This is a genomic window from Stenotrophomonas sp. YJH_SMC_48-3 (genome assembly GCF_059369375.1).
Window position 1 is genome coordinate 228,643 of record NZ_JCAFSQ010000002.1, and the last position, 22,823, is coordinate 251,465.

At 65.2% G+C, this 22,823-nt stretch carries 18 protein-coding genes; 11 read left to right on the forward strand and 7 right to left on the reverse strand.

The window, feature by feature from the left end; translation table 11 throughout:
• Window positions 1-79: 79 nt before the first annotated feature.
• From AC5P65_RS03950 to AC5P65_RS03980, 7 genes are read left to right on the forward strand one after another with little or no spacing between them, the layout of a single operon-like run.
• Window positions 80-1,264, forward strand: coding sequence for a cystathionine gamma-synthase (locus AC5P65_RS03950; protein WP_111097802.1), 1,185 nt, complete (start codon window positions 80-82; stop codon window positions 1,262-1,264).
• Window positions 1,264-2,058 carry an ABC transporter permease gene (locus AC5P65_RS03955; protein ID WP_019660959.1) on the forward strand — a complete coding sequence of 265 codons (795 nt, stop codon included), beginning with the start codon at window positions 1,264-1,266 and terminating at the stop codon, window positions 2,056-2,058. Before AC5P65_RS03950 ends, AC5P65_RS03955 begins: the two co-directional genes overlap by 1 nt.
• Entirely contained in the window at window positions 2,048-3,403 is a 1,356-nt protein-coding gene (locus tag AC5P65_RS03960) for an ABC transporter ATP-binding protein (protein ID WP_019660960.1), read from the forward strand. Before AC5P65_RS03955 ends, AC5P65_RS03960 begins: the two co-directional genes overlap by 11 nt.
• On the forward strand, window positions 3,403-6,825 hold the full coding sequence (locus AC5P65_RS03965) for a glycosyltransferase (RefSeq protein ID WP_111097803.1): 3,423 nt from the start codon (window positions 3,403-3,405) through the stop codon (window positions 6,823-6,825). The genes AC5P65_RS03960 and AC5P65_RS03965 overlap by 1 nt, the downstream gene beginning before the upstream one ends.
• A gap of 8 nt (window positions 6,826-6,833) precedes the next feature.
• Window positions 6,834-8,621 (forward strand): hypothetical protein, encoded by a 1,788-nt coding sequence (locus AC5P65_RS03970; RefSeq protein WP_026347123.1) that lies wholly within the window; start codon window positions 6,834-6,836, stop codon window positions 8,619-8,621.
• 2 nt (window positions 8,622-8,623) lie between these two features.
• The gene (locus tag AC5P65_RS03975; RefSeq protein WP_019660963.1) at window positions 8,624-9,097 is read left to right on the forward strand and encodes a GtrA family protein; all 474 of its coding nucleotides are present in this window, start codon (window positions 8,624-8,626) and stop codon (window positions 9,095-9,097) included.
• Window positions 9,094-9,933, forward strand: a complete 840-nt coding sequence (locus AC5P65_RS03980; protein ID WP_019660964.1) for a glycosyltransferase family 2 protein — start codon at window positions 9,094-9,096, stop codon at window positions 9,931-9,933. Before AC5P65_RS03975 ends, AC5P65_RS03980 begins: the two co-directional genes overlap by 4 nt.
• 17 nt (window positions 9,934-9,950) lie before the next feature.
• Here AC5P65_RS03980 and AC5P65_RS03985 read toward each other — a convergent pair whose 3' ends face one another.
• The 4 genes from AC5P65_RS03985 to AC5P65_RS04000 all read right to left on the reverse strand — a co-directional run bounded on the left by AC5P65_RS03985 (window position 9,951) and on the right by AC5P65_RS04000 (window position 13,457).
• A complete protein-coding gene (locus AC5P65_RS03985; RefSeq protein WP_111097817.1) occupies window positions 9,951-10,916 on the reverse strand; it encodes a glycosyltransferase family 2 protein in 966 nt (321 codons plus the stop codon).
• On the reverse strand, window positions 10,906-11,598 hold the full coding sequence (locus tag AC5P65_RS03990) for an NAD-dependent epimerase/dehydratase family protein (protein WP_019660966.1): 693 nt from the start codon (window positions 11,596-11,598) through the stop codon (window positions 10,906-10,908). Before AC5P65_RS03990 ends, AC5P65_RS03985 begins: the two co-directional genes overlap by 11 nt.
• Before the next feature lie 171 nt (window positions 11,599-11,769).
• The gene (locus AC5P65_RS03995; protein ID WP_111097804.1) at window positions 11,770-12,711 is read right to left on the reverse strand and encodes an electron transfer flavoprotein subunit alpha/FixB family protein; all 942 of its coding nucleotides are present in this window, start codon (window positions 12,709-12,711) and stop codon (window positions 11,770-11,772) included.
• Window positions 12,711-13,457 (reverse strand): electron transfer flavoprotein subunit beta/FixA family protein, encoded by a 747-nt coding sequence (locus tag AC5P65_RS04000; protein WP_111097805.1) that lies wholly within the window; start codon window positions 13,455-13,457, stop codon window positions 12,711-12,713. Before AC5P65_RS04000 ends, AC5P65_RS03995 begins: the two co-directional genes overlap by 1 nt.
• 261 nt (window positions 13,458-13,718) lie before the next feature.
• Between AC5P65_RS04000 and rfbB the strand changes: the two genes are divergently transcribed.
• The 4 genes from rfbB to rfbD are packed head-to-tail and all read left to right on the forward strand — an operon-like array spanning window position 13,719 to window position 17,120.
• Window positions 13,719-14,774 (forward strand): dTDP-glucose 4,6-dehydratase, encoded by a 1,056-nt coding sequence (gene rfbB / locus AC5P65_RS04005; protein WP_111097806.1) that lies wholly within the window; start codon window positions 13,719-13,721, stop codon window positions 14,772-14,774.
• A 14-nt stretch (window positions 14,775-14,788) separates the two neighbouring features.
• Complete coding sequence (rfbA, locus tag AC5P65_RS04010) at window positions 14,789-15,676, forward strand: glucose-1-phosphate thymidylyltransferase RfbA (protein ID WP_495230924.1); 888 nt, start codon at window positions 14,789-14,791, stop codon at window positions 15,674-15,676.
• Window positions 15,673-16,230: a dTDP-4-dehydrorhamnose 3,5-epimerase gene (rfbC, locus tag AC5P65_RS04015; protein WP_004141806.1), complete on the forward strand. Its 558-nt coding sequence runs from the start codon at window positions 15,673-15,675 to the stop codon at window positions 16,228-16,230. Before rfbA ends, rfbC begins: the two co-directional genes overlap by 4 nt.
• On the forward strand, window positions 16,227-17,120 hold the full coding sequence (gene rfbD / locus AC5P65_RS04020; RefSeq protein WP_019660972.1) for a dTDP-4-dehydrorhamnose reductase: 894 nt from the start codon (window positions 16,227-16,229) through the stop codon (window positions 17,118-17,120). The genes rfbC and rfbD overlap by 4 nt, the downstream gene beginning before the upstream one ends.
• A 75-nt stretch (window positions 17,121-17,195) precedes the next feature.
• On the opposite strand, the gene AC5P65_RS04025 is transcribed toward rfbD, so the two are convergent.
• The 3 genes from AC5P65_RS04025 to AC5P65_RS04035 all read right to left on the reverse strand — a co-directional run bounded on the left by AC5P65_RS04025 (window position 17,196) and on the right by AC5P65_RS04035 (window position 22,686).
• Complete coding sequence (locus tag AC5P65_RS04025) at window positions 17,196-18,599, reverse strand: mannose-1-phosphate guanylyltransferase/mannose-6-phosphate isomerase (protein ID WP_111097807.1); 1,404 nt, start codon at window positions 18,597-18,599, stop codon at window positions 17,196-17,198.
• 12 nt (window positions 18,600-18,611) lie between these two features.
• Window positions 18,612-19,958: a phosphohexomutase domain-containing protein gene (locus AC5P65_RS04030; protein ID WP_111097808.1), complete on the reverse strand. Its 1,347-nt coding sequence runs from the start codon at window positions 19,956-19,958 to the stop codon at window positions 18,612-18,614.
• Window positions 19,959-20,055: 97 nt separating this feature from the next.
• Window positions 20,056-22,686 (reverse strand): DEAD/DEAH box helicase, encoded by a 2,631-nt coding sequence (locus AC5P65_RS04035; RefSeq protein WP_111097809.1) that lies wholly within the window; start codon window positions 22,684-22,686, stop codon window positions 20,056-20,058.
• Window positions 22,687-22,823: the final 137 nt, after the last annotated feature.

The window sequence follows — 22,823 nt, forward strand, 5'->3', positions numbered from 1 at the left end:
GTCAAAGCTCGTTAAGGCTGCGCTGATAGACTCCCGATCCTTTGACGGCGCCGCACGTCGGCGCCATTCAGGAAACGACATGTCCAACTCCTCTTCGCCCGACCGTGCGCTGGCCCTGGCCACGCTGGCCATCCACGGTGGCCAGTCGCCCGACCCCAGTACCGGTGCGGTGATGCCGCCGATCTACGCCACCTCGACCTATGCCCAGTCCAGCCCGGGCGAGCACCAGGGCTTCGAGTACTCGCGCACGCACAACCCGACCCGTTTCGCCTATGAGCGTTGCGTGGCGTCGCTGGAAGGCGGTACCCGTGGCTTTGCGTTCGCTTCGGGCATGGCGGCCAGCTCGACGGTGATCGAGCTGCTGGACGCCGGCAGCCACGTAGTGGCGATGGACGATATCTACGGCGGCAGCTTCCGCCTGTTCGAGCGCGTGCGTCGCCGCACCGCCGGGCTGGATTTCAGTTTCGTCGACCTGACCGATCTGGCGGCGTTCGAAGCCTCGATCACGCCGAAGACGAAGATGGTGTGGATCGAGACCCCGACCAACCCGATGCTGAAGATCGTGGACATCGCCGCGGTCGCTGCCATTGCCAAGCGCCATGGCCTGATCGTGGTGGTCGACAACACTTTCGCCTCGCCGATGCTGCAGCGCCCGCTGGAACTGGGCGCGGACCTGGTCCTGCATTCGGCCACCAAGTACCTCAACGGTCACTCGGACATGGTCGGCGGCATGGTGGTGGTTGGCGACAACGCCGAACTGGCCGAGCAGATGGCCTTCCTGCAGAACTCGGTGGGTGGCGTGCAGGGCCCGTTTGACAGCTTCCTGGCCCTGCGCGGCCTGAAGACCCTGCCGCTGCGCATGAAGGCACATTGCGCCAACGCGCTGGCCCTGGCCCAGTGGCTGGAAAAGCACCCGGCGGTGGAGAAGGTGATCTACCCCGGCCTGGCCTCGCACCCGCAGCATGAGTTGGCCGGCAAGCAGATGGCCGGCTACGGCGGCATCGTCTCGATCGTACTCAAGGGTGGGTTCGAGGCGGCCAAGCGCTTCTGCGAGAAGACCGAGCTGTTCACCCTGGCCGAGTCGCTGGGCGGTGTGGAAAGCCTGGTCAACCACCCGGCGGTGATGACGCATGCCTCGATCCCGGTCGCACGCCGGGAGCAGCTGGGCATCAGCGATGCGCTGGTGCGGCTGAGCGTGGGTGTTGAGGAGTTGGGGGATCTGCAGGTGGATCTGGAGCGGGCATTGGTGCAGCAGGCTGGCTGATGGGAATTCTCTCGGTTATCGGCAAGCATCGTTCGCTGACGTTCGAACTGAGCCAGCGCGAAGTCCTGGGCCGCTACCGCGGGGCCAGTTTCGGGCTGCTGTGGTCGTTGATCAGTCCGTTCCTGATGCTGCTGGTGTACACCCTTGCCTTCGGCTTCGTGATGAAAGGCCGCTGGCCGGGATCGACAGGATCGACCACCGACTTTGCCCTGATCCTGTTCGCGGGCCTGACCGTGCACGGGTTCTTCGCCGAGTGCTTCACCCGCGCCCCACAGCTGATCGTAGCCAACACCGGCTTCGTCAAGCGGGTGGTGTTCCCACTGGATATCCTGGTGTGGAGCATGACCTTCTCGGCGCTGTTTCACCTGCTGATGAACATGGTGGTACTGCTTCTGTTGCAGTTGGCGATCAAGGGCAGCATTCCGGCCACGGCCATCCTGCTGCCGGTGGTGATCATCCCGCTGGTGATCCTCACAGCGGGCGTGGGCTGGATCGTCTCGTCGCTGGGCGTGTACCTGCGTGACATCGGCCAGATTGCCGGCGTGATGGCGGCGGCGATGCTGTTCCTGTCCTCTGCCATCGTGCCGGTCGAATCGGTACCGGAAAGCTATCGCATCGTGTTCGAGCTGAACCCGCTGACCTTCATCATCGACCAGGTACGCGAAGTGGTGATCTGGGGCCGGCTGCCCGACTGGGCCGGCCTGGGTCTCTACACCCTGATCGCCTGTGCGGTGGCTCTGCTGGGCCATCGGATGTTCAACAAGTTGCGCGTGGGGTTTGCCGATGTCCTCTGAGCTGACCGACGGCGACATCGTCATCGATGTGCAGGGCGTGGGCAAGGCGTACCACATGTACGAACGCCCCTCGCACCGGCTGTTGCAGGCCCTGGCCGGCAAGCGCAAATCCTTCTACAAGGATTTCTGGGCGCTGCGCGGCGTCAGTTTCTCGATCCGCCGCGGGCAGACGGTGGGTATTGTCGGCCGCAACGGCTCGGGCAAGTCCACCCTGCTGCAGATGATCGCCGGTACCCTCAACCCAACCGAAGGCCATATTACGGTCAAGGGGCGGGTGGCGGCGCTGCTGGAACTGGGTAGCGGCTTCAACCCGGAATTCACGGGGCGCGAGAACGTCTACCTCAACGCTACGATCCTGGGATTGAACCGGCCCCAGATCGAGGCGCGCATGGAGAGCATCCTGGCCTTCGCCGACATCGGTGAGTTCATCGACCAACCGGTACGCAGCTACTCCAGTGGCATGTCTGTACGGTTGGCCTTCGCGGTGATTGCCCATGTCGATGCCGACATCCTGATCATCGACGAGGCGTTGGCCGTAGGCGACGCCTTCTTCTCGCAAAAGTGCATGCGTTTCCTGCGCGAGTTCCAGAAGAACGGAACGCTGCTGTTCGTCAGTCATGATGCAGCGGCGGTGACCAACCTCTGCGAAAGTGCGGTATGGCTCCAGAATGGCCAGATGCGCCTGTCCGGTACCTCGCAGGAGGTGATCGAAGCGTATATGACGGAGCAGCATGTGGTCGGTCGCCGCGAAGCTGGTGTCGAAGACGTCAAGGTGGAAAGGAAGTCGCGCAGGCTGGCGTCCGACGGTCCGGACTTCCGCCACGATGCCCTGCGCGAAGCGGGCGTCAGAAACCGGATCGCCCTGTTCGAATTCGACCCGGAGAATGTGGGCCAGGAGTTCGGTGCGCAAGGTGCGAGAATTGTCGATGTCGCACTGACCGACCAGGACGGCTCGCCGCTGGGCATGGCCGAAGGCGGCGAGCTGGTCCGGCTGCGCGTCCGGGTTGAGCTCATGCAGTCGCTGGACAGCCTGATCGTCGGCTTCTACGTGAAGGATCGACTGGGCCAGAGGTTGTTTGGCGACAACAGCTATTTCGCCTGCAAGGACGCGCCGGTGGGCGGGCGCGCCGGCGAGTCTGTCGTGGCTTCGTTTCTGTTCCGCATGCCGGTGATGCCGTCCGGCTCTTACATGATCGATGCAGCGGTTGCCTCCGGCGACCAGCACGACCACACCCAGCAGCATTGGATCCATGACGCGCTGGAGTTCCGCGCGATCGACGAGACCATGCGGTTTGGCCTGGTGGGACTGCCCATGCTTGCCATCGAAGTCACCAAGGAATCCTGATGATCGAGTTCACCGGCGAACGTTTCGTCCCTACCGAACACGGTGTCATCCGCCAGGAACATCTGCATCGCTATGCGTGGTGCCTGCCTCTGGTGGAAGGCAAGGACGTGCTCGACGTGGCCAGTGGTGAAGGCTACGGCAGCGCGATGCTTGCCGGGCGCGCGCGTTCTGTCCGCGGTGTCGACATCTCGCAGGATGCCGTTGGGCATGCGCGGGAGCGCTATGCCGGCGTAGCGAATCTGCAATACCTGCAGGGTTCGGCCGCGGCAATTCCACTTCCAGACGACAGCGTCGATGTGGTGGTCTCCTTCGAGACCATCGAACACCTGTACGAGCAGGAGGAGATGATGTCCGAAATCCGTCGCGTACTGCGGCCGGATGGCGTGATGATCATGTCCTCGCCCAACAAGGAGGTCTACTCCGATCGCGCCGGCTACCACAACGAATACCATGTCAAGGAACTCTACCTGGAAGAGTTCCGCACGCTTGTGGAGCGGTATTTCCCGGCGATGTACCTGTGCGGCCACCGCATGTCGGTCTGTTCGACCATCACAGGGCTGGATGGAGGACCGGCGCAGCCTGTCTACCAGGCGCTGACCGATACTGGCGAGGGCGTGCAGGAGCGTGCCGCAGTCATTCCCGACGCTGTCTATTTCGTAGTGGTGGCCGCGGCGGACCCATTGCTGCTGCCGCAGCTGCCAGCGTCGGTGCTGTACACCGAGGCGGAGGATCTGTACGCCCATCACCATGAAGTCGCGCGCTGGGCCCAGGCGCAGGACGCGGAGATCGGCTCGCTGCGAGGCCATGTGGTACGCGAGCAGAGCGTGGTGGCAGAGCTGCATCGTCAGCTTGAGCAGGCCGGGCTGGCCGCCGCCGAACGGCTGCAGCAGTTGGAGCAGGATCAGCGCGCGACGGTCGCACGCCTCCAGCAGCAACTGGAGCATGAGAAGGCGCGGGCCCAGCACCTCGAGTCGGCGATGGCCGAGGTATGGGAGGTCCGCAGCCAGCTGCAGGCACAGATGACCGCAGTGTCCGGCCTGACCAGTGCGGCACGCGCCGAATTGCGCAAGCGCCACGAGCAGATCGATCAGCTCCTCCACCAGTCAGGTGTCAGCCTGCCGGGTAGGCAGCTGGCGGAGGAGAGCGATGGCAGCGAGGTATCGGCGCTTCTGGCGTCCTATCGCGAGGAACTGCAGTCGTTGCAGGATCTGACCGGCTCGCTGATCGGTTCACGTTCCTGGCGCATCACCAAGCCTCTGCGTTTCGCTGGTCGCGTGCTACGCGGCGAGTGGCGTGTGGTTCTGCAATCGCTGCGTGCGTCCGGGCTGGCGCGGCATCCACTGCTCAAGCCGATGGTGCCGATGGCAAAGCGGATGCTGCTGAAGCAGGACGAATCCGCGCCGGCTGCGCTGGACGGACTGTTGCTGGAGGACGTCAGGAACGACCCGCAGGCCATCCTGGAGAGCGTACGCTTCGCCGAGGTGGCGGAGCCGTTGGTCAGCATTGTCATCCCGACTTACGGTAATTTCGAGCAGAGCTTGGCGTGCGTGGCATCCATTGCCCGTGCCGGTGCGCGTGTACCGTTCGAGGTGTTGGTGCTGGAGGATGCCTCCGGCGATACGCGGATCGGCGGCCTGGCAGCAATTCCGGGGCTGCGCTATCACGCCAATCCGAAGAATCTGGGTTTCCTGCGTTCCTGCAACCAGGCTCTGACCTTGGCCCAGGGCCGCTACGTGTATCTCCTCAACAACGACACCGAGGTCCGGCCGGGCTGGCTGGATGCCCTTGTCGCGGTGTTCCAGTCGCATCCGGATGCCGGCTTGGTCGGCTCCAAGCTCGTTTACCCCGATGGCCGGCTGCAGGAAGCGGGCGGTATCGTATGGGCCGATGGCAGCGCCTGGAACTTCGGGCGGCTTGAGGATCCCTCGCGCCCCGCCTACAGCTATCTCAAGGAAGCCGACTATGTGTCCGGCGCATCGATCATGTTGCCGTTGGACCTGTTCCGCGAACTTGGCGGGTTCGACGAACATTTCGCTCCGGCCTACTACGAAGACACGGACATTGCCTTCCGGGTGCGTGCACGCGGCCTCAAGGTGTACATGCAGCCGGATTCGGTGGTCGTGCATTACGAGGGCGTCTCCAGCGGTACCGATGAGAGCAGTGGCGTAAAGGCGTGGCAGGCGGTCAACCGCGACAAGTTCCTTGAGCGCTGGGGCCCGACGTTGCAGGAAACGCAGTTCGCCAATGCCGAGAATGTCTTTCTCGCCCGCGATCGTTCGCGCAGCAAGCGCCACGTGCTTGTGGTCGATCATTACGTTCCGCAACCGGACCGTGACGCGGGATCACGTGCGACCTGCCAGGTGCTGCAGACGCTGGTGCAGGAAGGATGCCAGGTCACGTTCTGGCCAGCCAACGCTTACTACGACGCCGAGTACGCACCGCCGCTGCAGCGATCGGGCATCGAGGTGATGCATGGAGCCGCATGCGTGGGCACGGACGGCTTTGACGCCTGGATGGAGGCCAACGGTCGCTACCTGGATGTGGTGATCCTCAATCGTCCGCATATTTCCATCGAGCTGGTGGCCAGCGTCCGCCGGCACAGCAAGGCAACGCTGGTGTACTACGGGCACGACATCCATCATCTGCGCATGCAGCAGCAGCTTCACGTGAAGCCCGACGATGAACTGAAGCGGGAAACCGAGCGCTACCGCCAGTTCGAGCATGCACTCTGGCAGCAGGCCGACGTCGTGCTCTATCCATCGGAGGATGAAACGCGCCACGTGCGGCAGTGGTTGGCCGAACACGCGCCGGCCGCGACCAGCCGCGCTGCAACCATCCCGCTGTATGCCTTCGAACAGTCGGAACTGGTGCCATCACCGCAGGGCCGACAGGACATCCTGCTGGTGGCCGGCTTTGCCCATGCGCCCAACGTTGATGCTGCTCTGTGGTTCGTCAGCGAGGTGCTGCCGCTGGTCGAGCGAGAAGTGCCCGGGGTTCGGGTGAGCCTGGTAGGATCCAACCCCCGTCCGGAGGTACAGGCTCTGGCGTCCGAGCGGATCGAGGTGACCGGCTATGTCAGCGATGCGCGTCTGGAAACCTTCTATGCCCGCGCGCGGGTTGCCGTCGCACCGCTGCGATTCGGCGGCGGCGTGAAAGGCAAGGTGCTCGAAGCGCTGCGTCACGGTGTTCCATGCGTGACCACGTCAGTGGGCATGCAGGGCCTGAGCGGCGCCAGCGCGTTCATGCCTGTGGCGGACGAACCACAGGCGATGGCGGCACATATTGTCTCGTTGCTGCGCGATGACGCGCTCTGGCAGCGCGTGTCGATGGCGGAGCAGGCATTCATCGATCAGGAATACTCGCGTGAGGCGCTGTGGCGTGTGTTGTCGTCATCAATGCAGCGCGATGAGCAGGCAGCATGAGGCAGCCGATGAGGGGACACGCAGCACAGCGTCCGACTGCCGGCGCAGGCACCAGCGGTGCACAGGTACTCCCTTGGCGCAGTGTTGCCCTGGTATTGGCCGTGGTGGCGGTGTTCGCGGCCATCCATCAGGTCATCCTCAACCGCGCGCACCCCGACGCGCTGTACATGGATTCGCTGCGCCTGCTGTTCCAGCTTGACCAATGGCAGGCGGGCCAGCTGTCCACGTTCGAGTTCTGGGGCGGATCCTCGCACCGCGGATTCGTCAACCAGCTGTTCCTGTGGGCGAATGTCAGCCTTTTCGACCTTGACGTGCTGCTGGCTAATCGGTTGACCGGGGCGGTGATCTCCACGGTCGCGGTGTGCTTGTGCATCGCTTGGCTGGCCGACATGCGACGCCAGCCCGGCGCGCAGCGCCCGTGGCTGAATGTGGTGGTGATGGTGACCTTGGCGGCCCTGTGCTTCAGCTGGGCCGGCTATGAATTGTTGACTCTGGATCTGGGCCTGCCGCTGTGGACGAAGAACCTGGCCTTCGTGGCGTTCTTCTGTGGCCATGCCCACCTGCTGTCAGGGCGTTCACGCCGACCGGCGCTGTGGGTGGTGGCACTGGTGCTTGCCGCGCCGCTGATCGTGCTGGTCTGTGGCATGGGCTGGAACTACGCCTTCGTCGGCGCCGTGGTGATCGTGCAGGTGTTTTCGTTCCTGCCGCGCTGGCGGGCCGAGGGGCGCTGGACCGGCATCCTGCCGAGCGCGGCGGTCGCGCTGTCGATGGTTGTGTATCTGCTCAGCGGCTCGGTCACCGACGCGTCTACCCGCAACGGCCTGAATATCGGGTTGGATCTGCCGGCGCTGCTGCTGTACGCGGTGGGCTCCACGATGGGGTATCCCGAAGCCGTGCTGATGGGCGGAAGGCTGCCGCTGGAGGCCATTGCGGTGGTTGGTGGCATCCTGCTTCTGGTCGGCGTGGTCGCTGCTGTCGCCTGGCTGCGCCGCGGCGCTCCCGGGTCGCGGTTGCCACTGCTGCTGGCGCTCTATGGTGTTCTGATCGCCGCTTCGCTGACACTGGCACGCGGTGCTGAGGGGCCGTTCGCGGTGATGGCGTCGCGCTACTACATGGACCTTGTGCTCGGACTGGCGGGTGTAATCTGGCTGGCGGCCCGCGAGCTGCAGGCCGCGCCCCGGGCATCAGGGTGGAACGCGCTGGTGGGTGGCCTGCTGTCGGCCGTGATGCTGACCCAGCTGCTCACCTATGTCCACGAGTGGAGAGCCAGTCCTTTCCGCGAAGCCATCTTCGCGTCCATGAACAAGGCATTGTTGCGGGCCGTGCCCGACGAGGCTGCCGCAGGGTTGCTGCAGGCGCAGCTGGATTATGCGCGCAAAGGCGCCAACGTCATGCGGGAGCGCCGTCTGGCGCTGTACGCCGACAGCACGGCCAGCGATTGTTCCACGCGCAGGATCGGGTACACCCAGGGCTGGCATCCGCCCGAAGGCGCCGTGCGCTGGAGTGGCGCGCACGCGTCACTCGCGCTTCCTCCCTGTGGTTGCGCGTACTTCGCCGAGCTGTACGTGCCGCCCGGGCAATCCGAGCGCCACGTGCGCATCAACACCGGCGGGGGCAACGAGGATGTGCTGACCGTGCGGCCAGGCCAGGCCGCCCGCGCGCGCGTGGGCAATGAGCATGCCGAACTGACAGTCAGTCCGGTGAGCATCCCCAGCCGTGACCAGCCCGGCAGCAGCGATGCCCGGGAACTGGGTGTACTGCTTACCGGTTTCTCGGTGAGCTGCGAGGTACCGTGAGCATGACCAGGAAGGACAACGACGCGTTGCCGCGCTCCGGCCCGCCCGGTCCGCTGCAGCGCCTGATCAAGGACCAGCGCGTCCTGTTCCTGCTGGTCGGTGGCGCCAACACCGCCTTCAGTACGGCATTGTTCGCCGGGCTGGTGCTGCTGCTGGGCCCCAAGGTGCCGTCGGTCGTGAGCCTGGGCATCGCCTGGGTGGTCTCGCTGGTGCTGGTGTTCTTCATCTACCGACGGCTGGTGTTCCGGGTCAGCGGCAATGGCTGGCGCGATTTCCTGCGCTTCACCAGCGTCAATGTCGGCAGCCTGCTGTTGAACATGGGGGCACTGGCCCTGCTGGCCGACGTGCTCGGCCTTCCGGCCATTCCGACGCAGATCGTCATTACCGTTCTGGTGGTGATCTTCAATTATGTTGGCCACAAGCATTTCTCGTTCCGGCGACGACCGGAACCACCTACCGCGGAGAAAAAGGAATGAACCCACGTGTCTCGGTCGTGGTGCCGGCCTACAGGAACGTCGAGTACCTTGCGCAGACGCTCGATTCGATCCTCGCGCAGGACTACGATGATTTCGAGCTGGTCGTGGCTGATCATTCCTCCAACGACGGCACCACTGAACTGCTGGCCCGCTATGCCGGTCATCCCAAGGTCCGGGTACTCGACCCGACACCCGCCGGCGGCGGTGCCAAGGCCAATTGGGACCGGGTCAGCATTGCAGCCCACGGCGAGCTGCTGAAGCTGGTCTGCGGTGATGATCTGATCGCACCCGATGCCCTCAGCCGGCAGGTCGCGGCGCTGGATGCACACCCCTCGGCAGTACTGGTGGCCAGCAAGCGTGACCTCGTGGATGCGCACGGCAAGGTGGTGATCGCCGGCCGTGGCCTGGGTCCGCTGAAGGGGCTGGTAAGGGGGCGCGATGCGGTACGGGCATCGGTGCTTGCCGGCACCAACCTTTTCGGTGAGCCGGGCTGCGTGATGTTCCGGCGCGAGCTGCTGGTGCAGGCGGGGGGCTGGGACAACTCCCACCCCTACCTTATCGACCAGGCCAGCTATTCGGCGATCATGCTGCAGGGCGACATGGTCGCGCTGCGCGAGAGCCTGGCCAGTTTCCGCATCAACGCAGGGCAGTGGAGCGTGAGGCTGATGAACGACCAGGCGCAGCAGGCCATCGATTTCCATAACGCCTTGGCCGCAGCGCATCCGCAGCTGCTGTCGCCGATGACCTTGCGCGTGGGCAACCTCAAGGCCCGCCTGATGGCGCAGGCGCGGCGCCTGACCTACCTCTGGCTCGGGCGCCGGATGGGCGCGGCCTGAGGCCGCAGCCAAGGAACTCAGGGGCGATCGTCTTCGTCCCGGCCTGCCACGTTGGTGGTACGCCCGATGATGTACTGCGGGCGGTTGTTGATGTTCAGCAGAACGCGGCCGGTGTATTCGCCGATGACACCGAGCGCCAGCAGCTGCAGGCCGCCCATGAACAGGATGGTAATGATCAGTGACGGCCAGCCGACCGCCATCTGCGGGCTGTGCAGTTTCTGCCAGAGCACCACCACCGCCATCACGAATGCCACGCATGAGGCCAATACCCCGGCCAGCGAGACGAAGCGCAGCGGCACGATCGAGAAGCTGGTGGCCATCTGCAGCCAGAGTGAAATCGATTTGCTCAGGCTGTAGCCCGAGCGGCCATCGCTGCGCGCGTGGTGCTGGCCGGAGATGGTCGCGATGCGCTTGGGGCTGGTGCTCTGTACCAGCAGTCCGTCGAGATACACAAACGGGCCTTGGTAGCGCCGGGCTTCCTCACCCAGTTCACGCACGAAACCGCGGAAGGGCGAAAGGTACAGACCCTCGGGCTTCTTCAGCAGGCGTGCGGCCACCATATCGTTGAAGCGGCTGCCGGCGCGCTTCCACAGTGCATGCTTGCGGCCTTCGAACTGCACGTAGCACAGGTCGGCACCGTCGCGCAGCGTCTGCAGGATGCGAGGGATGTCGGCCGGGTCGTGCTGCAGATCATCGTCCATCGTGACGATATAGCGGCCCCGCGCAAAGCCGAGGCCGGCCATGATTGCATTGTGCTGGCCGGCATTGCGGCGCAGGTCCACGCCAACCAGCCACGGCCGTGTGCGAGCCTCACCGCGGATGACTTCCCAGGCATTGTCCGGGCCGGAATCGTGCACCAGTACGACCTCGAAGCCATCAGCGCCCAGCGCCGGCACCAGCACTTCCTCCAGGCGGCGGACAAGGTTGGGCAGGATCGAGGCGCTGCCGTAGACGGGAATGACGACGGAGAGTTCAGGCTTCATGGCGGGGGCCATAGTATTTCTGGATCACACGGAGTGGATAGTCTGGCCCAAAATCCACCCCGATGTCGCGAGCGACCTGCTCGGAGAGGCTGCTGTCGATGGCCATCGCTTCTCCACGTTCCATCAGCACGCGATGAGCACGGCGGCCGAGCACCTGCTCGAACAGGTCGACGATACGGGGCATCGGCAGTGACCAAGGTGAAGCGATGGCCACCACCGACGGCGCTGCACCGCCCTCGAGAATGCGGGTAGCGATGGCTGCGACATCGTCGATGTCGATCAGATTGCGTTGTGCGCGTGTCCACAAGGTCAACTGCCGTTCCTGCAGGATGCAGTCGCGCAGGAAGTTGGTGAGGGTATTGGGGTTGCGTGTACGCCCTACCACCTGCGGCAGACGCAGCACAGTGCCACGGCCAGAGCCGATCACCAGCGCTTCCATGGCGCGCTTGTGCTGGAAATAGGCCGAGTGCTCTTTGGCATTGACTACGTTGCAGCTGCCGAAATAGACCAGCCGCTGCTGGCCTTCGGCCAAATACCCGGTGAGCATGGAGCGTTCGCGGGCGAACGCTTCCGGGTCGGTTTCGTTCGAGTTGGAGACACCCGAAGCGAAAATGATGGTCGAATCGTCCTCGGCATAGCGCTGCGCGAAAGCGCGCGCCACCAGTCCGGAACCGACAATCATCGGGAAGGGGCCGAAGGACGACGGGGCAGGAAGCTTGTGTACATGTCTATGGCGCGTCCATGAGGTTCAGGCCCACGGGGCCAGTGACAGGAAAGCATACGCCAGCTGGCGCATTGGCTGAGGAGAAGATGGACCGGAGCGGCCTAGCCGCTCCGATCACATCGCCGGGCATCAGGCCAAGGCCTTTTCCAGCTCCGGCAGGATCGCGAACAGATCCCCAACCAAGCCGATATCGGCAATCTCAAAGATCGGCGAATCCGGATCCTTGTTGATCGCCACGATCGTGCCGGCGTCCTTGATGCCGGTCAGATGCTGGATCGCACCGCTGATGCCCACCGCCACATACAGCTCCGGGGCGATGATCTTGCCGGTCTGGCCCACCTGCAGGTCGCTGGGCACGTAGCCGGCATCGACCGCGGCGCGCGAGGCACCGACCGCGGCGCCGAGCTTGTCGGCCAGCTGGAAGATGACCTTGAAGTTCTCTTCCGAACCGACGCCGCGGCCACCGGAGACCACGCGCTTGGCGCTCTGCAGGTCCGGGCGGTCGCTGGCACCGGCGGCCAGGCCGATGAAGCGGGTGTGGCTCGGCAGGGCGGCATCGACGCTGGCCGCTTCAATGGCGGCACTGCCGCCCTGGGCGGCTTCCGGCCACGACGCGGCGCGTACGGTGGCGACCACGATCTGGTCGGCGGGGGCTTCCACGGTGATGATCGCGTTGCCGGCGTAGATCGGGCGCTTGAAGGTGTGACTGCCTTCGACGGTCATCAGGTCGGAGACCTGGTTGACGCCCAGCAGGGCGGCCACGCAGGGCATCAGGTCCTTGCCGAAGGTGGTCGACGGGCCGAACACGTGGGTGTAGCCCTTGGCCAGCTGCGCGATCTGCGGCGCCAGCACCTGGGCGATGGCCTGCGCGTTGGCAGCGTTGGCCACGGTCAGAACCTTGGCGACGCCAGCGATCTTCGCGGCCTCAGCGGCAACGGCGGCCGGGTCGGCGGCCAGCACCAGCACGTCGATGCTGGCACCGCTGATGGCGGCAGCAGCGCTTACGGTCTTGGCGGTGGCGGCGTTGAGCTTGCCGTCGTGGTGTTCGGCGATGACGAGAATCCTGCTCATTACAGCAACCCCTTCTGCTTGAGTGCGGCCACCAGTTCAGCCGCGTCCTTGACCATCACACCCTTGCTGCGCTTGGACGGCGCGGCATACTGGGTGGTCTTGAAGGTATCGGCGGCTTCAACGCCCAGATCGGCCAGCTGCAGGGTCTCCAGCGGCTTGGCCTTGGCCTTCATGATGTCCGGCAGCTTGATGAAGCGCGGCTCGTTCAGGCGCAGATCGGTGGTGACCACTGCCGGCAGGTCCACTTCCAGCGTTTCCAGGCCGGCGTCGACTTCGCGGGTCACCGTGGCCTTGCCATCAGCAATCTCCAGCTTGCTGGCGAAGGTCGCCTGCGGGCGGCCCCACAGCGTGGCCAGCATCTGGCCAGTCTGGTTGGCGTCGTCGTCGATGGCCTGCTTGCCCAGGATCACCAGGTCCGGCTGTTCCTTCTCGATCAGCTTGAGCAGGGTGCGTGCGGCTGTCAGCGGCTGGATGGCCTGGTCGGTAACGATGTGAATGGCGCGATTGGCGCCCATGGCCAGGCCGTTGCGCAGGTGCGCCTGGGCATCGGCCGGGGCGATGGTGGCGACCACCACTTCGCTGGCAATGCCCTTGTCGCGCAGGCGCAGGGCTTCTTCCAGGGCGATTTCATCGAAGGGATTGGGGGACAGCTTGACGCCGTCGGTGACCACGCCGGAACCGTCCGGCTTGACCTGAATGCGGACGTTGTAGTCCACCACGCGCTTGTACGCGACGAGGATTTTCATCTGGTACGGGGTCCTTCAGTAACGGGGAGAACGTCCGGTCCTGCAGCAGCAACCGGTTCGGGGGTGGGATCCCGATTCTAGCTGGCTTGGGACGACCATGCGAACGCGTATGGTCATGTTGCGATGCGGCATGGCTCGCGTGAGTATCGTGAGTCGTTCACGTCACGCAGGCAGTCGTGAAGACGAACCACATGTATCCTGTGCCGCTGTGTCGGGCGCTCATAGCGCCCCTTGGATGAATTTCGATCAGGAGAACAGGTAGTGCCCACATGGCTTGTCACCGGCGGCGCCGGATTCATTGGCGGTAACTTCGTTCTCGAGGCCGTCGCGCGCGGCGTCAAAGTCATCAACCTCGATGCGCTGACCTACGCCGGCAATCTGAAGACCCTGTCCAGCCTGGACGGCAACCCGAATCACGTGTTCGTGCAGGGCGACATCGGCGATCAGGCGCTGGTCACCCGCCTGCTGGCCGAGCACCGGCCGGACGCCGTGCTCAACTTTGCTGCCGAGAGCCACGTGGATCGCTCCATCGACGGTCCTGGCGCCTTCATCCAGACCAACGTGGTGGGCACCCTGGGCCTGCTGGAGGCGGTCCGTGACTACTGGAAGGCGCTGCCGGCCGAGCAGGGCGCGGCCTTCCGCTTCCTGCATGTGTCCACCGATGAGGTGTATGGCACCTTGGGTGAGACCGGCAAGTTCAGCGAAACCACCCCGTATGCGCCCAATTCGCCGTACTCGGCGTCCAAGGCGGCTTCGGACCACCTGGTGCGTGCGTTCCACCACACCTACGGGTTGCCGGTGCTGACCACCAACTGCTCCAACAACTATGGCCCGTACCACTTCCCGGAGAAGCTGATCCCGCTGGTGATCGCCAAGGCGCTGGCCGGCGAGCCGCTGCCGGTGTACGGCGATGGCAAGCAGGTGCGCGACTGGCTGTTCGTCTCCGACCACTGCGAGGCGATCCGCACCGTGCTGGCCAAGGGCCAGGTCGGCGAGACCTACAACGTGGGCGGCAACTCGGAAAAGCAGAACATCGAAGTGGTGCAGGCCATCTGCGCACTGCTGGACCAGCGCCGCCCGCGTGCGGACGGCCAGCCGCGCAGCAGCCAGATCACCTACGTCGCCGACCGCCCCGGCCATGACCGCCGCTATGCGATCGATGCCTCCAAGCTGAAGAACGACCTGGGCTGGGAACCGGCCTACACCTTCGAGCAGGGCATCACCTTCACCGTCGACTGGTACCTGGACAACCAGGAATGGGTCAACGGCGTACTGGACGGCAGCTACCGCCTGCAGCGCATCGGCACTGCGGCCTGAACCCAGGAGACGACATGACCCAGCGCAAGGGCATCATCCTCGCCGGCGGCTCCGGCACCCGGCTGTATCCGATCACCAAGGGCGTCAGCAAGCAGCTGCTGCCGGTGTATGACAAGCCGATGATCTACTACCCGCTCAGCGTGCTGATGCTGGCGGGCATCCGCGAGGTGCTGATCATCAACACCCCGCACGAGCAGGCGCTGTTCCAGCAGCTGCTGGGCGACGGCTCGCAGTGGGGCATGGACATCCAGTACGCCGTGCAGCCCAGCCCCGATGGCCTGGCCCAGGCCTACCTGATCGGCCGCGACTTCGTGGCCGGCAAGCCAAGCTGCCTGGTGCTGGGCGACAACATCTTCCATGGCCACGGCCTGCGCGAGGTGCTCAAGCGCGCCGATGAGCGCACCGACGGTGCCACCGTGTTCGGCTACTGGGTGAATGATCCGGAACGCTACGGCGTGGCTGAATTCGACAAGAGCGGCAAGGTCATCGACCTGGTCGAGAAGCCGGAGAATCCGCGTTCGAACTATGCGGTGACCGGCCTGTACTTCTATGACGGCAATGCCAGCGCGCATGCCGCCGACCTGAAGCCGTCGCCCTGTGGCGAACTGGAGATCACCGATCTCAACAAGCGCTACCTAGCCGAAGGCAACCTGCATCTGGAAGCACTGGGCCGCGGCTATGCCTGGCTCGATACCGGCACCCACCAGTCGCTGCTGGAAGCGTCCAACTTCATCGAGACCATCCAGACCCGGCAGGGCCTGCAGGTCTGCTGCCCGGAGGAAATCGCCTTCGGCCAGGGCTGGATCAACGCCGAACAGCTCGAAGCGCTGGCGGCGCCGCTGATCAAGAATGGCTACGGCCAGTACCTGCACAAGCTCGCCCTGCGTGGAGTTGTTCCGTGAAAGTGATTGAAACCAAGTTGCCTGGCTGCGTGGTGATCGAGCCGGCGGTGTTCGGCGATGCCCGTGGCTACTTCTTCGAAACCTGGAATGCCGAGCGCTTCGCTGCGCTGGGCCTGCCGGATCGCTTCGTGCAGAGCAACGTGTCGACGTCAGCGCAGGGTGTGCTGCGTGGCCTGCATTACCAGTGGCCGCGCCCGCAGGGCAAGCTGGTCAGCGTGCTGGAAGGCGAGGTCTATGACGTGGCCGTCGACATCCGTCGCGGCTCGCCGACCTTCGGCCAGTGGGAAGCGGTGGTGCTGAGTGCGGAGAACAAGAAGCAGTTCTGGATTCCGGAAGGCTTCGCCCACGGCTTTGCAGTGCTGTCCGAGCGCGCGGTGTTCAGCTACCTGTGCACCGAGGTCTACCTGAAGGACTTCGACGCCGGCGTGCGCTGGAACGATGCGGATATCGCCGTGGACTGGCCAGTCAGTGCACCGACGTTGTCGGCCAAGGACGAGAACGCGCCGTTCCTGAAGGACATCGCCGAAGATCGCCTGCCGGTCTACGTGCCATGACCGTGCTGGTGTTCGGTGGCAACGGCCAGGTCGGCCAGGAGCTGCTGCGCGCGCTGGCGCCGCTGGGCAAGGTGGTCGCGACCACCCGCAGCGGCACTCTGCCGGATGGCAGCGCCTGCGAAACCGCCGATTTCGGCCAACCTGAAAGCCTGCCGGCCCTGCTGGACCGTCTTCAGCCGTCGGTGGTGGTGAATGCTGCGGCCTATACCGCCGTTGATCGTGCCGAGCAGGATGTGGAAGCTGCGTTTGCGGCCAACGCGCAGGCGCCTGGCATGATCGCGCGTTGGTGTGCGGCCCATGGCGTGCCGTTCGTGCATTACTCCACCGACTACGTGTTCGATGGCCAGGGCACCGCGCCGTACCGCGAGGACGAGCCGACCGCGCCGCTGGGTGTGTATGGCACCAGCAAGCGCGATGGTGAGGATGCGGTACGCGCGGCCGGCGGTCGCCACCTGATCTTCCGCACGGCCTGGGTGTATGCCTCGCATGGGGCAAATTTCCTGCGCACCATGTTGCGCGTCGGCGCCGAGCGCGACCAGCTGCGTGTGGTGGCCGACCAGGTCGGTACGCCGACGCCGGCCGCGCTGATCGCTGATGTTACTGCGCAGGCGCTGCGGCATCCGGGCCAACTGTCCGGTACCTGGCACCTGACCGCCAGCGGCCAGACCAGCTGGCATGGGTTCGCCGAAGCGATCTTCGCCGAAGCGCTGGTTACCGGCGTGTTGGCGAAGGTGCCGGCGGTCGAGGCGATTCCCAGTTCCGAGTATCCGACCCCGGCCAAGCGCCCGGCCTGGTCGGTGCTGGACAACCGCAAGCTGCAGCAGGATTTCAGCATCGTACTGCCGAGTTGGCAGGATGGCCTGAAGCGGGTGATGGCGGAGATTGCCTGACCCGGCAGGCGGCGTGCCGACCAACGGTCGGCACCCACCCCGACCAACGGTCGGTCGCCTCCAGCGGGCGCCGGGTCAGCTGCGCCCGTAGGTATCCTCGAAGCGCACGATGTCGTCCTCGCCAAGGTAGCTGCCGGACTGCACTTCGATCAGTTCCAGCGGCAGCTTGCCCGGGTTGCGCAGGCGATGGGTCACGCCCAGCGGGATGTACGTGCTCTGGTTTTCGCTGAGCAGGATCACTTCGTCGCCGCGGGTCACTTCTGCGGTGCCGCTGACCACGATCCAGTGCTCGGCGCGGTGATGATGCATCTGCAGGCTGAGTGTGCCGCCGGGCTTGACCGTGATGCGCTTGACCTGGAAGCGTGCACCATTGTCGATTGAATCGTACGCGCCCCACGGGCGGTAGACCTTGCGATGCCACGTGGCCTCGCTGCGGCCTTCGGACTTCAGCTGACCAACAACGGTCTTGACCTCCTGCATGCGGTCGGCCCTGCCGACCAGCACCGCGTCGTCGGTCTCGACGACAATCACGTCATCCAGGCCGACCAGTGCCACCAGGCGCTGTGCATAGGCATAGGTGTTGCGGCAGTCGATGGCGATCACATCGCCCTGGTGGGCGTTGCCATCGCCGTCCTGCTGCGAGACATCGCGCAGGGCTGTCCACGAGCCGACATCGTTCCAGCCGGCGTCCAACGGAATCACCACGGCGTCGGCGGTTTTTTCCATCACGGCATAGTCGATGGAATCAGAGGGAACGGCGGCGAAGGCGTCCTTGTCCAGGCGGGTGAAATCTGAATCGCGGCGGGCCTGCTGCCAGGCTTGGCGGCTGCCGGCCAGCATGCCGGGCTGGAAGCGCTCCAGTTCCTGCAGGTAGCGCGAGGCCTTGAACAGGAACATGCCGCTGTTCCAGTAATACTGGCCGCTGCTGACGTAACCGCTGGCGGTCTGGAGGTCGGGCTTTTCGACAAAGCGCTCGACCGCACGCAGGCCCTGCCCATCGGCGGCCTTGATATAGCCGTAGCCGGTTTCCGGGCCGGTCGGCACGATGCCGAAGGTCACCAGCTTGCCGGTTTCGGCGGCACTGGCGGCGGCCTGCACGGCGCTGCGGAAGGCGGCTTCGTCGGTGATCACATGGTCCGAGGGCAGCACCAGCAGCAGCGCATCGGCGCCGTCGCGGGTGGCTTCCAGGGCTGCGACCGCGATTGCCGGCGCCGTGTTGCGGCCAACCGGTTCCAGGATGATGGCCGCCGGCTCGGCGCCGACCTGCTGCAGCTGCTCGGCAGCGACAAAGCGGTGCTCCTCGTTGGCGATCACCAGCGGGCCATGCGCGGCGATCGGCGCCACCCGCTTCCAAGTGGCCTGCAGCATCGTCAGCTCGCTGGCCAAGGGTAGAAACTGCTTGGGGTAGGACTCGCGCGACAGCGGCCACAGGCGGGTGCCGGAGCCACCGGACAGAATGACGGGCTGGATGATGCTCATGGTCGTCCTTGATTACTGCTGGATTAGGCGGGAAATTTCGTCGGTACGCGCCTGCATCAGCGCGGCGTCACCACGGGCTTCGACATTCAGGCGCAGCAGCGGTTCGGTGTTGGAGCTGCGCAGGTTGAAGCGCCAGCCGCCGAAGTCGGCACTGATGCCGTCGGTGTGATCCAGTACCGGTGATTGCGCCGCGAAGTGCTCCATCACGCGGGCCACGGCAGCCTTGGCATCGGCCACCTTGAAGTTGATCTCGCCACTGCACGGATAGGCCGCCATGCGGTCTTCGACCCACTCGGCCAGTGAGCGGCCGCTCTCGGAGATCAGCTGCGCGATCAGCAGCCACGGGATCATGCCGGAGTCGGCATAGGCGAACTCGCGGAAATAGTGGTGGGCGCTCATCTCGCCACCGTACACGGCGTCTTCGGCGCGCATCTTTTCCTTGATGAAGGCATGGCCGCTCTTGCACTGCACCGGCACACCGCCCGCCTGTTCGACCATATCCACGGTGTTCCAGACCAGGCGCGGGTCATGCACGACCTTGCCGCCGGGATTGCGTGCCAGGATCGCCTTGGCCAGCAGACCGACCAGGTAGTAGCCCTCGATGAAGCGGCCGGTGTGGTCGAAGAAGAAGCAGCGGTCGAAGTCACCGTCCCAGGCAATGCCGAAATCGGCACCGTGTTCACGCACCGCATCGGCGGTGGCGGCGCGGTTCTCCGGCAGCAGCGGGTTGGGAATGCCGTTGGGGAAGCTGCCGTCCGGTTCGTGGCAGATGCGGATGAACTCGAACGGCAGGTGCGGGGCCAGCAGGTCGACGATCGCGCCCGCGCCGCCGTTACCGGCATTCACCACCAGCTTCAGCGGCTTGAGCCTGCTGGCATCGACATAGCTGAGCAGGTGCTGGATGTAGGCGCTCTTGTCGTGCTGGGCAACCTGCCCGGCACGCGGCGCCTGGGCCTCGGACGTATCGGCGGAAACCGCGTCGGAGATTGCGAACAGGCCGGTATCGGAGCTGATCGGCCGGGCATTCTCCTTGACCAGCTTCATGCCGTTGTAATCCATCGGGTTGTGGCTGGCGGTGACCATCACGCCGCCGGCCGCGCCCAGATGGTCGGTCTGGAAATAGACTTCTTCCGTGCCGCACAGGCCGATGTCGATCACCTCGCGCCCGGTACCACGCAGGCCGGTGGCCAGTGCATCCTGCAGCGCCGGGCTGGTCAGGCGCACATCGTGGCCGAGGACCACTGGACCTGGAGCGAGCTGCGCGGCCAAGGCGACGCCGATGCGGCGGGCCAGGTCTTCGTTCAGTTCTTCCGGCACACGGCCGCGGATATCGTAGGCCTTGAAGGCGGGCAGGGGCATCGATCAGTTCCTTTGTGAGCTCAGTCCCCAATTGTAGTCCCAGTCATGTATGGGAATCGTTTCCATCGGGGAACGCCACCTGACTGGCGTCCGGAGGTCAGCTTCGCGTCGACCGCTTGCCCGCTTTGCGCAAACGCTTGCCGGGCAGGCCCGGCAACGGCGCCAGCAGCGCCTGCACGTCTTCTTCGCTGAAGCGTGGCCCCGTAGCGCCGCCGCCTTCGAGAATGGCGTCGGCCAGCGTGGCCTTGCGCTCCTGCAGCTCGGCAATCCGTTCTTCGATGCTGCCTGCGGCGATCAGCCGGTAAACGAACACCGGCTGCTGCTGGCCGATGCGATGGGCGCGATCGCTGGCCTGGTTTTCGGCCGCCGGATTCCACCACGGGTCGAAGTGGATGACGGTATCGGCGGCGGTCAGGTTCAACCCGACGCCACCTGCCTTCAGGCTGATCAGGAATACCGGCACCTCGCCCTGCATGAAGCGCTGCACCGGCGTGGCCCGGTCCTGGGTGTCGCCGGTCAGGGTCACATAGGCCAAGCCCAGCTGATCCAGTGCCTGCGCGATCAGCGAGAGCATGCCGGTGAACTGCGAGAACAGCAGGATGCGCCGGCCTTCCTCGACCATCGACGGCAGCATCTCGCGCAGCAGGTCCAGCTTGGCTGAGCCCGCATTGCGCGCCGGGGCATCACCAGGCAGCAGGCGCGGATCGCAGCAGACCTGGCGCAGCTTCAGCAACGCATCCAGTACCACGATGTGGCTGCGCGCCAGCCCGCTGCCGCTGATGGCTTCGCGCACCTGCTTTTCCATCGCTGCGCGCACGGTTTCATAGAGATCACGCTGGCCGCTCTCCATTTCCACCGCGCGGGTAATGACGGTCTTGGGCGGAAGCTCTGACGCCACCTGGTCCTTGCGCCGGCGCAGTATGAACGGACGCAGCCGTTGCGCCAGCAAGGTGGCGCGGCGGTGGTCGCTGCCACGTTCGATCGGATGGCGCCAATGCTGGTTGAACTGTTTCTCGCTGCCTAGCAGGCCGGGCAGCAGGAAGTCGAACTGCGTCCACAGTTCGCCCAGGTGGTTTTCCAGCGGCGTGCCGGTCAGGCACAGCCGGTGGCGCGCCTGCAGCGTGCGCAGGGTGATGGCCGCGCGTGACTTCGGATTCTTCACCTGCTGGGCTTCATCCAGAATCAGCAGATGGTAGGTATGTGCCTGCAGCGCCTGCTCGTCGCGCCACAGCAGAGGGTAGGTGGTCAGTACAAGGTCGTGCCCGGGAATCGCCTCGAACAGCGTTTCACGTGCCGGCCCGTGCAGGGTCAGCACGCGCAGGCCCGGGGTGAAGCGTGCCGCTTCGCTCTGCCAGTTGTGCAGCAGCGAAGTGGGCACCACCAGCAGCGTCGGACGGTCCAGGCGACCGGCTTCCTTCTCGACCAGCACATGCGCCAGCGTCTGCACGGTTTTGCCCAGGCCCATGTCATCGGCCAGCACGCCCCCCAGGCCCTGCTGGCGCAGGTACTGCAGCCACGACAGGCCTTCGCGCTGATAGGGACGCAGCGTTGCCACCAGCCCTGCCGGCGGCGGCACTTCGCCCAATGCGGGTGCCTGCATCAGCCGCTGCACCAGTGCCTGGGTGTCCTTGCGCCCGCGGAACTGCAGGCGCGCCGTGTCCTGCAGCGCCTGCAGGCGGCCACGGTCATGCACAGACAGGCGCAGCGGCGCGCCACGCTGGGCGAACAGATCCGTCAACAGGGCCATGATCGGTTTCAGTCGTGCGGCCCGCAATGCCAGGCGCGTGTTGTCGCCCGCCGTCAACAGGATGTTCTCATCATCGCCGATGGCGTCCAGCTGGCCACGCATCCAGCGGGGATCGGACTGCAGCACCTGCTGCAGCAGCGGAACCATCGACACGTTGCGGCCTTCCACCTGGATGTCCAGGCCCAGGTTGAACCAGCCCGCATCCGCCGGGTCCGCCTGGATGTCCAGGTCGATCTCATCCACCCGGGTGATGCGATGGCGGAAATCGTCGTCGGTCTCTACCTTCCAGCCCAAGGCTTCCAGGCGCGGTACGTCGTCCAGCAGGAACCGTGTCCAGTCATGGGTGCGCAGCTGGAACTGAGGTCCTGCGCCCTCCAATGGCGCCCGCGGCGCCGTGTCGCGATGCAGTCCCACCGTGCGCAGCTCGGCCTCGCGCCGTGATTCCTCGGCCAGGTCGCGGGGCAGCAGCGCAAGCTGGCCCTCCGGATCGTGGGCGAACAGGCTCGGATCATCCAGGAACCGCACGTGCTCGTCGTATTCGAAGGCCACGGTGGCGATATCGGCCCATTGCGAAGGGTCGCGTGGGCCGAGCCACGGCGGACGGAACTCGACCGTGTGCAGGCGCAGGACGGGGGTCATCGAACGGATCAGCAGCGTTGGCAGCGTGCTGCTGTCGTCGGGCATGGGGGGCGTATGGTCGATCTGCTGCAGCATCTGCGCCAGCACAGCCGCCACGTGCATGCAGTCGTGGCCGAGCGGGCAGGAACACCGGTTGCGCAGCAGGCTGCGCGGATGGCGAAGACTGGCGGCCAGGTCGATCTCCACCCGGTAGGAGTACTTGGCCGGGATCTTTACCTCAGCGACCAGAATGTCACCGAACAGACGCATGCTATGGACTTCCGACAGGCCATGGTCGCTCATTTCCAGCGTCCGGCCTTCCATCCAGCGGAGCAGGTCTTCTTCGGTGTAGGTATGGGCCATCAACGAGGGTGGGGCGGGCACGGGGCCGGCCATTGGCAGGGGAACCCGGCATTCTACGGAACCCTGTGCGATGCCCGTGCAATGCTGCGGCGCATCCAGGCCCTTCGCCGCCCTCCAGCTAGAATGCGGTCATCCTC